The organism is Sphingobacterium sp. T2, assembly GCF_000814685.1.
Classification (GTDB): Bacteria; Bacteroidota; Bacteroidia; order Sphingobacteriales; family Sphingobacteriaceae; genus Sphingobacterium; species Sphingobacterium thermophilum.
In genome coordinates, this window is record NZ_JXAC01000089.1 from 19,974 (window position 1) to 31,192 (window position 11,219).

14 protein-coding genes and 2 pseudogenes are annotated in these 11,219 nt (G+C 42.2%); 6 read left to right on the top strand and 10 right to left on the bottom strand.

The genetic code is table 11. The annotated features are described in order from the left end of the window. Positions 1-41: 41 nt before the first annotated feature. The 4 genes and pseudogenes from SD31_RS18715 to SD31_RS06915 form a co-directional block, all read left to right on the top strand. A pseudogene (locus tag SD31_RS18715) lies at positions 42-1,255 on the top strand (oligopeptidase B); the annotation flags it as partial. Between the two features lie 225 nt (positions 1,256-1,480). Beyond that, complete coding sequence (locus tag SD31_RS18720; RefSeq protein ID WP_231561262.1) at positions 1,481-2,149, top strand: prolyl oligopeptidase family serine peptidase; 669 nt, start codon at positions 1,481-1,483, stop codon at positions 2,147-2,149. Positions 2,150-2,158: 9 nt separating this feature from the next. Continuing rightward, positions 2,159-2,344 carry a hypothetical protein gene (locus SD31_RS16560; protein WP_052258742.1) on the top strand — a complete coding sequence of 62 codons (186 nt, stop codon included), beginning with the start codon at positions 2,159-2,161 and terminating at the stop codon, positions 2,342-2,344. Next, positions 2,341-2,745, top strand: coding sequence for a YceI family protein (locus SD31_RS06915; protein ID WP_052258743.1), 405 nt, complete (start codon positions 2,341-2,343; stop codon positions 2,743-2,745). The genes SD31_RS16560 and SD31_RS06915 overlap by 4 nt, the downstream gene beginning before the upstream one ends. Positions 2,746-2,795: 50 nt before the next feature. Here the strand turns inward: SD31_RS06915 and SD31_RS21215 are convergent, their stop codons facing one another. The 6 genes and pseudogenes from SD31_RS21215 to SD31_RS06935 all read right to left on the bottom strand — a co-directional run bounded on the left by SD31_RS21215 (position 2,796) and on the right by SD31_RS06935 (position 6,883). Next, positions 2,796-2,948 carry a FeoB-associated Cys-rich membrane protein gene (locus SD31_RS21215; protein ID WP_156138253.1) on the bottom strand — a complete coding sequence of 51 codons (153 nt, stop codon included), beginning with the start codon at positions 2,946-2,948 and terminating at the stop codon, positions 2,796-2,798. Positions 2,949-3,270: 322 nt separating this feature from the next. After that, a pseudogene (locus SD31_RS18725) lies at positions 3,271-4,353 on the bottom strand (nucleoside recognition domain-containing protein); the annotation flags it as partial. After that, on the bottom strand, positions 4,253-5,059 hold the full coding sequence (locus tag SD31_RS18730) for a FeoB small GTPase domain-containing protein (protein WP_231561261.1): 807 nt from the start codon (positions 5,057-5,059) through the stop codon (positions 4,253-4,255). The gene SD31_RS18730 and the pseudogene SD31_RS18725, both read right to left, overlap by 101 nt. Continuing rightward, entirely contained in the window at positions 5,059-5,298 is a 240-nt protein-coding gene (locus SD31_RS06925) for a ferrous iron transport protein A (RefSeq protein ID WP_039053592.1), read from the bottom strand. Before SD31_RS06925 ends, SD31_RS18730 begins: the two co-directional genes overlap by 1 nt. 164 nt (positions 5,299-5,462) lie before the next feature. Next, on the bottom strand, positions 5,463-6,284 hold the full coding sequence (locus SD31_RS06930) for a ZIP family metal transporter (RefSeq protein ID WP_082021858.1): 822 nt from the start codon (positions 6,282-6,284) through the stop codon (positions 5,463-5,465). Between the two features lie 5 nt (positions 6,285-6,289). After that, positions 6,290-6,883, bottom strand: coding sequence for a phosphatase PAP2 family protein (locus tag SD31_RS06935; protein WP_039053593.1), 594 nt, complete (start codon positions 6,881-6,883; stop codon positions 6,290-6,292). 192 nt (positions 6,884-7,075) lie between these two features. Here SD31_RS06935 and glmM point away from each other — a divergent pair, with 192 nt between their 5' ends. Continuing rightward, positions 7,076-8,461, top strand: coding sequence for a phosphoglucosamine mutase (glmM, locus tag SD31_RS06940; RefSeq protein ID WP_039053594.1), 1,386 nt, complete (start codon positions 7,076-7,078; stop codon positions 8,459-8,461). A gap of 56 nt (positions 8,462-8,517) precedes the next feature. Here glmM and SD31_RS06945 read toward each other — a convergent pair whose 3' ends face one another. Together SD31_RS06945 and SD31_RS06950 are read right to left on the bottom strand one after the other, a co-directional pair. After that, positions 8,518-8,715, bottom strand: coding sequence for a YqaE/Pmp3 family membrane protein (locus SD31_RS06945; protein WP_039053595.1), 198 nt, complete (start codon positions 8,713-8,715; stop codon positions 8,518-8,520). Positions 8,716-8,734: 19 nt separating this feature from the next. Continuing rightward, entirely contained in the window at positions 8,735-9,028 is a 294-nt protein-coding gene (locus SD31_RS06950) for a DUF4342 domain-containing protein (protein WP_039053596.1), read from the bottom strand. A gap of 234 nt (positions 9,029-9,262) precedes the next feature. On the opposite strand from SD31_RS06950, the gene SD31_RS06955 reads away from it, so the two are divergent. Further along, positions 9,263-9,646: a MauE/DoxX family redox-associated membrane protein gene (locus tag SD31_RS06955; RefSeq protein WP_039053597.1), complete on the top strand. Its 384-nt coding sequence runs from the start codon at positions 9,263-9,265 to the stop codon at positions 9,644-9,646. Between the two features lie 34 nt (positions 9,647-9,680). Here the strand turns inward: SD31_RS06955 and SD31_RS06960 are convergent, their stop codons facing one another. Both SD31_RS06960 and SD31_RS06965 read right to left on the bottom strand, forming a co-directional pair. Beyond that, on the bottom strand, positions 9,681-10,412 hold the full coding sequence (locus SD31_RS06960) for a ThiF family adenylyltransferase (RefSeq protein ID WP_039053598.1): 732 nt from the start codon (positions 10,410-10,412) through the stop codon (positions 9,681-9,683). 57 nt (positions 10,413-10,469) lie between these two features. Continuing rightward, on the bottom strand, positions 10,470-11,099 hold the full coding sequence (locus SD31_RS06965) for a TatD family hydrolase (protein ID WP_052258744.1): 630 nt from the start codon (positions 11,097-11,099) through the stop codon (positions 10,470-10,472). Between the last annotated feature and the right edge of the window lie 120 nt (positions 11,100-11,219).

An 11,219-nucleotide genomic window follows, 5' to 3' on the forward strand; every position in this document is an offset into this window, starting at 1 on the left:
CCAACAAATACAATTGGGTTATAATTTTATCTATGACTATGATGTCTTGTTCGCACCAGGAGAAAAAGGTTGCTGTAGAATGGCCTGAGGTGCAGCCTCCGATAGCAGAGGTCAAACCTTATACTCGTATTATCCATGGAGATACGGTGATAGATAATTATTATTGGCTGAACGACTACTTCAAAAAGGGACCAGATTCCGCAAAAGTTATCGCTTATCTTGAGGCCGAAAATGCCTATACCAAAGCGATGATGGCCGGCACCGAAGAGCTGCAAAATAAGCTTTTCGAAGAGATGAAGGGCCGCATCAAGGAAAAGGATGAGTCTGTACCTTATTTCCATAACGGTTATTATTACTACACGCGTACGGAAGAAGGAAAACAGTACTATAAGATCTGTCGTAAGAAAGGTTCTTTGGATGCTAAGGAAGAGGTTCTTCTGGATGTAGACCAGATGGCTGAAGGTAAGCCTTACTATGCTATAGGAGGTACATCGATAAGTCCTGACAATCGGCTCATGGTATTTGGGGTGGACGAGGTATCGCGAAGAGAGTATGTACTGCATGTCAAAAACCTAGAAACCGGAGAGATTTATAAAGACCGTATAGAACGGACTACCGGTTCTGCCGTATGGGCTGCCGATAGCAAAACCTTTTTCTATACTTCGAAAAATCCGGTGACACTCCTGTCCGAAAAGATTAAGAGACATACCGTAGGGACGGATGCTAAGTCAGATGTCGTCGTTTATGACGAAAAAGACAATACCAACTATATAGGGTAGGTAAGTCCAAAAACGGTAAATATATTTTCATCGAATCAGAAGGAACATTAAGTTCGGAAGTAAGATATCTTCCTGCCGACAATCCTAATGGTGAATTCAAGGTGTTTCAGCCTCGTATGAAAGACGTATTGTATTCGGTGACAGCGCTGGAAGACCGCTTCCTCATTGTCACGAATGCCGATGGGGCGAAAAACTTCAAAGTGGTACAGACGCCACTAGACAAGACTACCAAAGAAAATTGGAAAGATTATATTCCTCATCGGGAAGACGTACTTGTCCAAGGGATAGATGAGTTTAAAAATTATTTGGTGGTTTCTGAACGCAAGAGCGGGCTAACCAATCTTTCTATACACAACTTGAATGATAATTCGGTTCATAATCTAGATTTTGGGGAAGAAGCCTATGCCGTATATCCAAGTGTCAACAGAGAATATGACACCGAGGTAGTTCGTTATGGTTATACATCCATGGTGACGCCTTCTTCTACATTTGACTACAATATGCGTACGCGTGAGAAGACGCTGTTGAAGCAACAAGAAGTTTTAGGAGGTTACAACCCTGAAGATTACGTAACCGAAAGGACTTATGCCACTGCGGAAGACGGCACTAAGATTCCGATATCCTTGGTATATAAAAAAGGAACGAAGAAAGATGGTTCTGCGCCTCTATACCTTTATGGCTACGGGTCCTATGGAGCTTCTATGGAGCCTACGTTTTCTACCGCAAGATTGTCTTTGTTAAATAGAGGATTTATATATGCCATCGCCCATGTCCGTGGAGGAGAAGAGATGGGGCGCCACTGGTACGAGGATGGTAAGCTGATGAAGAAGATCAATACTTTCACGGATTTTATCGATTGTGCTAAGTATTTAATCGCCAACAAATATACATCCAAGGGACATGTGTATGCTGAGGGCGGAAGTGCAGGAGGACTTCTTATGGGGGCTGTAATCAATATGGCGCCGGAACTGTGGAATGGGGTCATTGCAGCAGTACCATTTGTAGATGTGGTAAATACCATGTTGGATGAAACGATACCTCTTACCACCAATGAATACGATGAATGGGGAAATCCAAACAATAAGGAAGCTTATTTCTACATGAAGTCTTATTCACCGTATGAAAATGTAGAGGCTAAAGAGTACCCTAACCTTTTGGTGACTACAGGCTTGCACGACAGCCAGGTGCAATATTTTGAACCCGCAAAATGGGTAGCTAAGCTTAGAGCTACGAAGAAAGGAAATAATGTGGTTTTGCTTAAAACGGATATGGACTTTGGTCATGGAGGAGCCTCAGGAAGATTCGACTACCTCAAGGACCAAGCTTTTGAGTGGGCATTTATTTTGAAGTTGGAAGGTATCACACAATAATAGCAGACGATGAGGAGTATCAGATATAGTTTATTGACATTAATTATAGCTTTTGTCCATATGGTTAGTTATGGGCAGAAGATAGATAGGTTCGAAATAAACACCTCCAAGTCATTAATCAGGTGGGCAGGAAAGAAGATTGTGGGAGGGGAAACTGCGGGTACAATTCAGCTTGCAGGTGGATTTTTAGGGTGAAAGGTAAGCTGCTGGCAGAAGGAGAGGTGGTCGTTGACACTAAAAGCATAGCTTCGGAGAAAGCTCCTGCGCGTCTAATCAGTCATCTCAAGAATGAGGATTTCTTTGATGTGGAGAAATTTCCTACCGCTTCTTTCGTTATCACTTCGGTGAAAGTGGAAGATAGGCAAGCTCACGTGACGGGTAAGATGACTATCAAAGGCATAACGCACAGCCTATCATTTCCTGCTGAAGTCACCTATGGAAAGGATGTTGTTGTGGCAAAGGCCAGTGAGGTGAAGGTAGATCGTACCAAGTTCGATATCAAATATAGATCGGGAAGTATCTTTTCCGGATTAGGGGACAACGCTATTGAGGATTATTTTGTACTCAACATTGTATTGGTAGCTGAGAAAAAATAAGCTGACTTATCATAATAAACAAGGTGCTTAACATTCGTTAAGCACCTTGTTTATTTGATAGAGGTTTGATCTAATTCACATCCACAACCTTTGCTACAACCTCCTTGAGGTTTTGACTTGGAAGGGATAAATTTCTTTATTACCGATATCACCGCGAGGATAAAGATAATTGCAATGATGATATATTGTACTGTTAGTGACATAGTTTGTTATTTTAAAAGTTGATATGCTATGAGGGCTGCTATATAGGCTAAGCCGGTCATAAATAGAGCTTGCGTGATTGTCCATTTCCAAGATCCCGTTTCGCGACGCACAACACCAATAGTAGCCATACACTGCATTGCAAAAGCATAAAATAATAATAACGATATTCCTGTAGCAAAATTGTACGTAGGTAATCCCGTATTGCGGTTGATTTCTGCTTTCATGCGGTCGAAAAGGGTTAACCTTTTGCTCTTCATCTTCTATATCCAAATCTTCTCCCAAGGAGTAAACGACAGCCACCGTGCCAACAAACACTTCACGTGCCGCAAAAGATGATAACAGGCCTATGCCAATTTTCCAGTCGTATCCCAAAGGCTTTATTGCAGGTTCTATGCCTCTTCCCAAATAACCCAAATACGAATATTCTGTTTTATATGCTGTGATTTCATTTTGAAGTTGCTCCTCGCTGAGGTCAGGCTGCTCGGCGACAATATATTTTTCCGGATTGGAGAAGCGGTCGTTAGGACCGAAATTTCCTAATACCCAAAGGATGATAGAGATGGCCAAGATAATCTTTCCTGCTCCCCAAAGAAAACCTAAAGACTTCTCCCATACTGTCGTTAAAACGTTTTTCAAATCCGGCTTCTTATATATAGGTAGCTCGAAAATCAAAAAGGACTGACGTACGGACTTGATGATGCGGTTTAGGACCAGTGCAGAAAATAAAGCTCCAATGATGCCGAGGAGATACATACCGAAAAGGGTTATGCCCTGTAGGTTGAATCCCCATATTTCTTTGTCCGGAATTACTAAGCCTATAATCACAATATAGATAGGCAGACGTGCCGAACAGGTCATGAAAGGGGTGACCAGCATGGTCAGAAGACGCTCTTTCGGGTTTTCTATATTACGTGCCGACATGACAGCAGGAATGGCGCAGGCAGCACCCGACATCAATGGGATGACCGACTTGCCGTTCAATCCAAAAGGCTTCAGCCACCTGTCCATCAAAAATACCACACGACTCATATAGCCTGTCTCTTCCATCAAAGAGATGAAAAGAAATAAGATGATAATCTGTGGTAGGAATATAACAATGCCACCTATTCCCGCAATAATGCCATTGACAAGAAGGTCATTGAGAGGCCCTTCCGGGAAGGTAGACCCTACATAGTCTCCTAAGGCAGCAAAAAGCCCGTCTACCGTATCCATTAATGGGCCGGACCAGCTGTATATAGCTTGGAATATCAAAAACAGAAGACTGAAGAAGATGACATACCCCCATATAGGGTGTATTAAGATATTATCTATCTTTTCTGTTAGATGACAATTTTTTGTTCTGCGATTTGGTGATGATGTTATCCAGTTCATTTTGGATTCTGTCATGGCGAAGGATTGCTTCATCTTTCTGCAGCTGCTGGGTAGAAAGATTATAACGTTTACGTATAGTATCCAGCTTTTCGTTGACATCTTCCGAAAGTGCGGAGGAACTGTCCAGCGCGAGGTGTATCCATGTTTTATATTCTGTTTCTAGAGGAAACAGCTTTTTAGCCTCATTTAACGCATCATGATATTGAGAGGGTAAATCCAACGCGCCAAAATAAGGGCTTACCGGTGTTTCCAGATTCTGGATAAGGGTGTCAATTCCTTTTCCTGTGCGTGCATTGGTTTTATACACCTTGGTCTTTAAGTATGCTTCTAGACGTGCAATATCTATATGGAGGCCTTTATCTTTGATTTCATCTTCCATATTGATGACGAAGATAGCCGGATGTCCTATCTCACGTACTTGCTGATAGATTATTGTCCCTCTATTGATGGTGCTGGGTTCAGATACGACGACCACCAAGTCGGGATAGTCTTTGCTTTCCTTGTTAAGTAAGGTGTTCAGTACAACTTCCTCATCCAAAGAGTTAGGATATAAGGTATAAGTCCCTGGAAGGTCTATGACCGTATATTCTATATCATGAACTTTTACGGTACCCTGTCTTTTTTCTACCGTAATGCCCGGATAGTTGCCTACCTTTTGGTTGAGTTTGGTAATACGATTGAACAACGAAGTTTTACCCACGTTAGGATTTCCAAGTAAAGCTATAGTTTTTTTCTTCATTATATTTTACGCGCTAAGATTAAAGCTGCCTCAGTCTTACGGATGGCTATCAAGGAATCGTCATGTTGGATATTCACACATATAGGACCATTGAAAGGAGCCTTATGTTTCACAATAATCACAGAGCCCGGCGCGAAACCCAACTCATAGAATTTTGCCGGCAGAATGTCACTGGCGAAAGAGTCTATTATGGCTTTATCTCCTTTTTTAAGTCTGTCCAATGAGATTTTTTGCTGCATTATAACGTAAGTTTTAGATTTTCTTTATTAAAACCCAAAGATACTCAAATACAATTAGCTCCTGTAAGACTTTATGTCAAATCTTTGTCGTTATTAAGAATGATTTTAAATAATGATGTATAAAAATAAGAAAGCTCCCCGAGATGAGGAGCTTTTATTGAAAATTAATGTGTGTGCTCATGATCGTGATGGTGCTCATGATGGTCATGATGATGATGTTCGTCATGCTGTTCGGTGCCATGAGACGAATGGTCATGGTCATGCGGGAATAGAAATGAAGTAAGGGATAGCGCCATCCCCAAGAATACGGCTGCCATCTTTTTTTTGTTGAAGGTGTGGTGGTCTGCCGATCCCGATTCAAAGAGGATGGTGGTAGAAATATGTAGGAATATACCTATCACTACCGCCATGATTTTGTCGAAATACAGGGCGATGTTGCCGATCTCACCGGCGCTGAGAAGTTTGCTGGTCAGGAATCCCATCGGGGTCATGCCCGCAAAGAGTAACAGCAAGATCACAATCACTTTTTTGTTGAGCCGCGTATTCAGTAATAAGCTACCCAACGCAAAGGCTGCTGGGATATGGTGCACTGCAATGCCAAATACTAACTGGCTTTGATGACCCGAAGTCAACGGCATCCCTTCCAAGAATGCGTGAAGACACAGACTAATCATAATGCCTAGCGGAAAGCCTGCACTCTCATGATGATGTATATGCCCGTGCTCTATACCTTGTGAAAACTGCTCCAAGATGAGCTGAAAGATAAAACCACCTAAAATATAAAGTCCTATAATTTCAGGGGAGGAAGTACCTTCCGTATACACATGAGGAATCAGATGTAAGACTGTAATGGAGAATAGGTAAGCTCCACTGAAAGAAAGGATTAATTTTAAATAGCTGGTGTTGTCACGTTTGACAAAAAATACTGCCAATCCGGCTAATAGGGCCGAAGTGAAAAGTATCGAAACAATAAGAATAGGACTCATTAATGTTACTGTATGTTGGGTTCTTGTTTTCTCTCAATGAAAGAGGGTACAAAACGGTTAAAAAGATAACCTGATGTACAGCCTATAAGTATTCCCAGTATGGAGCCGAAGAATACATCCAGCGGATAGTGTACCCCTACGTAGATCTGTGAAAAGGCTATGGAAGATGCCCATAAAATGCATAGCCATAACGTGTGACGCCACTTCCGACGGAAAAGCACTATCCAGAAAAAGGCCATAGCGAAATGGTTGGTAGCATGTGAGCTGGTGAAGCTGTAACCGGAGCCACAGCGTACACGTACATTGACTTCATGCTTAAATTCTATATCATTGCAAGGCCGCACACGCTTGACGTTCTTCTTGATCAGATGTGAAGAAACCCCGTCCGATATGGCAAAGTTGAGTAAGGTGCAAGCCACGATAAGGATGCCTAACCTGCCGTAGTGCTTCACAAAGAATATTATCAAAAACAAATATAGAGGGGCCCACGTGTAAGGATTGCGTAATATAGGAAGTAACCAATCAAAGAAGGTGTTGCTCAATCCTTGGTTGATGGCTAGAAATATTTCTTTGTCTAAGTGTATGATTTCTTGTAACATATATGCTAAGGTTATGTATCGTACAACTAATTTACATCATTTGTAAACAGATAAAAAGTGTTGTTTTAAGTTGTAAAATACACAATGTTGCAACAAAGTTAGTTTTTTTGTGAATATTTACGAATTTTAACTTGTGATTTTTTAATAATCCTTAATTTTACGGGACTTTAAACTAGAGAACGAAGAGTAATTATGACATTAATAAAATCTATCTCAGGAATTCGCGGCACTATCGGTGGCCGTCCTGGAGATGCATTGACCCCTGTTGATATTGTCAAGTTTACTGCTGCTTTCGGTAAAATCTTAATCCAAAAATCAGGAAACAAGAAAATAGTAGTAGGTCGTGATGCCCGTGTGTCGGGAGAGATGGTCAGTAACTTGGTTATCGGCACTTTACAGAGTATCGGTGCAGAGGTAGTAAATTTGGGACTCTCCACTACTCCTACTGTGGAGATTGCCGTTCCTATGGAAAAGGCTGCTGGCGGTATAATTTTGACAGCCTCGCATAATCCGGGACAGTGGAATGCACTGAAGCTGCTCAACGCGAAAGGAGAGTTTATTTCCGATGCTGAAGGAAAAGAGGTGTTAGATTTGGGAGAAAGCCTAGACTTCGACTTTGCAGGTATCGAGGAATTAGGAACAGTAATACAGGACGACACATACCTTCAGAAACATATAGATGCTATTTTGGCTTTGGAATATGTGGATGTAGAAGCTATCCGCAAAGCTAATTTTAAGGTAGCGGTAGATGCGGTTAACAGCACGGGAGGAATTTTTGTGCCGGCATTGTTGGAAGCTTTGGGTGTGCAAACTATTTACAAAATACACTGTGAGCCGAACGGTAAGTTTCCACACAATCCCGAACCTCTCAAAGAGCATCTGACCGACCTGTCCGCTGCTGTAATCCAAAACGGCGCCGACCTTGGTATTGCAGTGGATCCGGATGTGGATCGATTGGTGTTCATGATGGAAGACGGAGAGCTGTTCGGTGAAGAATATACGCTGGTAGCTGTGGCAGATTATATCCTACAGCATAAAAAGGGTAATACCGTGTCGAACCTATCGTCAACGCGTGCCTTGCGCGATGTGACCCTGAAACATGGTGGCGAATATTTTGCCGCAGCAGTAGGAGAGGTAAACGTCGTAACAAAAATGAAGGAGGTAAACGCTGTAATCGGTGGTGAAGGTAACGGTGGTGTAATCTATCCGGCTTCACACTACGGACGTGATGCGTTGGTGGGTATTGCTATCTTGCTGTCACATCTAGCGAAGATGGGTAAGAAAATTTCGGAATATCGTGCCGAACTGCCACAATATTACATGTCCAAGAATAAAATCACCTTGACACCGGACTTGGATATCGATGGCCTGCTATCAGCCATGCAGCAAAAGTATGCACATGAGAATCATACTACGATAGATGGATTGAAGATAGATTTCGAAAACGAATGGGTACATCTGCGTAAATCAAATACCGAGCCTATCATCCGCATCTATTCGGAAGGAAAGACACCGGAAGCAGCAGATGCCATAGCACAGAAAATCATGCACGAAATGCAAGAGATTATCTCAAAATAAAACAAAAGCCTTCGCAACAGCGAAGGCTTTTTGCTTTACTATCCATAATAATTAAACTATACAAAATGCACCTTGTGGTACTGCTCCTTTACTCTTCGTTTATTCCGCCCATCGAGCAGCGAAGCTACAGCCCAGATAGCAGCCGGAAGCCAGCCGATAAGCGTAATCTGTAGTATCAAACATAAAAATCCCACTATAATCTTTCCTCTTAGAAAAAAGGACAACCAAGGAAACAGTACCGCTATTAAGATCATTTTTATATGCTTTTAAAAGTTATACCAAAGGGTTGATTTCATCTTTTTCTGCCGCAGTAGCTTCGTGCTCTATATCATCTTTGCGTTCGACGATGATTTTGCATTCTGCTAAGACTGCAGCGATAGCACCAACAGCCGCGAAAACAGGAGCTAATAATACCCCCACGATGCCTATAGATACTGGAAAGCTGATGATTTCCTTTTCGTTTTTGTCGGCTATCGTAATTTTTGTCACATTGGCGTCGCTGATTAGCTCTTTAATCTTTTTGAGTAGGTGCTCGCCCGAAATATTGAAAGTTTCTTTGTATGCCATGACCGTAATGTTTTTAGTTTTTTAGTAATAATTAAACAACTATTTATCTGATTATGTTTCAAAGATATAGCAGAGAGCGATGGGAGAGCAGGCGTTTTAGGTAAACCGTGTTGGGAATTCGGTGAAGTAGGACTTCTTCTCGGTAAAAGGCTAAGGTGATGTTTGTTAGTTAAGCTTGCCATTGCTGTCGCTATTTGTTAACTTTATGATAGACCCAAACTGAAAACATTTACGATGAATAACTCATTATTTTTCTTTGCCCGTTTACCTATGGCTATTTCCTTGGTGGGGCACGGAGCCGTGCGGTTACCCAAGCTTCAGGGATTTAGCGAATGGATGGTGACGACGATGGAAAAGTCTTTTCTTCCTGTCGGACTGGTGCAAGCTTGGGGGTATGTCCTGCCTATTATAGAACTGTTGCTGGGCATATGGCTGCTGATAGGTATTCAGTTGCGCTATTGTCTTTATGCAAGTCTGACACTGATGGCTATTCTCGTGTTGGGAAGTAGCAGCATAGAAAATTGGAGTGCCATAGAAGCTCAGCTTGTACATGGAATGTATCTATTTGGGCTGTTGTGGTATTACGAAGCTAAGACGAAAGATAGGGAAGGTAATTAAAAAAGCGAGAAGGTTTCTCTTTCTCGCTTTTTTATTATAAAACTTTTTTCCCTATCAGATCTCTTATAGCTACGGAAGCTATAGCCCCTCCGAAGGCGGCGGGAAGGTAGGACATAGTGCCGTAGGCAGACTTCTTGAAATTGCTGCCGTCGGTGTATAGCAAGGAAGCCTTGTCCGGTAACTCTGTGGAGAACGCGACCTTTACTCCTTCACGTATGCCGTGTTTGCGGAGCTTCTTACGGATATGATGGGCAAGCTTGCAGTTATAAGTCTTGCTGATGTCCGCAATTCTGATTTTGGTAGGATCCAGCTTGCCACCGGCACCCATAGAGCTTACGAAAGGAATCTTTGCTTCATAGGCCTGACGGATAAGGTATAGCTTCGGCGTGATGCTGTCTATGGCTTCTACGATATAGTCCGGCTTTTCGGCGATAAGAGCTTCCACACGTTCGGGAATAATAAATTCTTGGTAGACAGTCAAGTCCAATTCGGGATTGATGTCCAGTAGGCGCTGTCTCATAATCTCTGCTTTAGGTACGCCGTGGTTGGTAGCCAATGCCGGAAGCTGGCGGTTGCGGTTTGTAGGATCTACGGTATCGCCGTCGATAATTGTCATCTTTCCTACCCCCGCGCGGGCGATAAATTCTGCAGCGAAAGAACCTACACCGCCCAAACCTAATACCAACACGTGGGAGTGGGCTAGCTTCTCCAATGCTTCTCTACCGATTAATGCTTCTGTTCTTGATAACCAAGATAAATCTTTCATGCGGATAGTGTGTATCTGAATACGTTCTGAAAATTTTTGCTTATCTGTTGCCGCAAATCATCCATGCTGATTTTTCGGACAGGTGCAAAAATAAGAATAAATATCTACTACATTAGTCGATTTATCGTCTGTCTCGAAGAAAATTTTTTCTAAAGGAAGATCTATCAATATGTCGTCCATTTGCCCTTTGAGGATAGCACTACCCAGAGAAAGGTAATATCCTTGTCGCAGCAAGGCCTGGGCTACTTCTTTTTTCTTGTTGAAGCCGTGGAAGAGTACCGGAACCTGCACTTTTTGTGCCTTTAGCATGATCATCGTTTCTTGAAAGGCACGTACACAGTGGATGATAAGAGGCTTCTGCAATTTGTTGGCCAGTAAAATTTGACACTCAAAGATTTCTATCTGTTTATCCCACGGAGTGTCAGTCAGTTTATCCAGTCCACACTCTCCAATAGCTAGTACCTGAGTGGAAGTCGCCTGCTGTTTTAATAGTGCCCATTGGGTATTTCCATCGCCCTCCACGTACCACGGATGGATACCGACAGAACATATAGTTTCAGGTATAGCCCCCTTACCGATGATACAATTGAGCAACTGAAGAAGATGGGGGACTTCCCTATGTTGATGTGTATGTATATCGATGTATGGAATCATAAAGCGCAATTTACTAAAAGATTGGTGCTTCATATGTTTTTTGCGTATAAAATTTTGCTTAATTTTTTTAGTAAAATAAAGGTTAATTCGTAATCTTGTACTATGTTTTGAACTGCAAGACTTGGTTTAGCTTCCATTACGGTACGTATGAGC

Coding starts and splice junctions, on each gene's coding strand:
- SD31_RS18720 (WP_231561262.1), top strand. CDS start 1,481: ATGGAGCCTACGTTTTCTACCGCAAGATTGTCTTTGTTAAATAGAGGA.
- SD31_RS16560 (WP_052258742.1), top strand. CDS start 2,159: ATGAGGAGTATCAGATATAGTTTATTGACATTAATTATAGCTTTTGTC.
- SD31_RS21215 (WP_156138253.1), bottom strand. CDS start 2,948: ATGTCACTAACAGTACAATATATCATCATTGCAATTATCTTTATCCTC.
- SD31_RS18730 (WP_231561261.1), bottom strand. CDS start 5,059: ATGAAGAAAAAAACTATAGCTTTACTTGGAAATCCTAACGTGGGTAAA.
- SD31_RS06925 (WP_039053592.1), bottom strand. CDS start 5,298: ATGCAGCAAAAAATCTCATTGGACAGACTTAAAAAAGGAGATAAAGCC.
- SD31_RS06930 (WP_082021858.1), bottom strand. CDS start 6,284: ATGAGTCCTATTCTTATTGTTTCGATACTTTTCACTTCGGCCCTATTA.
- SD31_RS06935 (WP_039053593.1), bottom strand. CDS start 6,883: ATGTTACAAGAAATCATACACTTAGACAAAGAAATATTTCTAGCCATC.
- glmM (WP_039053594.1), top strand. CDS start 7,076: ATGACATTAATAAAATCTATCTCAGGAATTCGCGGCACTATCGGTGGC.
- SD31_RS06945 (WP_039053595.1), bottom strand. CDS start 8,715: ATGATCTTAATAGCGGTACTGTTTCCTTGGTTGTCCTTTTTTCTAAGA.
- SD31_RS06950 (WP_039053596.1), bottom strand. CDS start 9,028: ATGGCATACAAAGAAACTTTCAATATTTCGGGCGAGCACCTACTCAAA.
- SD31_RS06955 (WP_039053597.1), top strand. CDS start 9,263: ATGAATAACTCATTATTTTTCTTTGCCCGTTTACCTATGGCTATTTCC.
- SD31_RS06960 (WP_039053598.1), bottom strand. CDS start 10,412: ATGAAAGATTTATCTTGGTTATCAAGAACAGAAGCATTAATCGGTAGA.
- SD31_RS06965 (WP_052258744.1), bottom strand. CDS start 11,099: ATGAAGCACCAATCTTTTAGTAAATTGCGCTTTATGATTCCATACATC.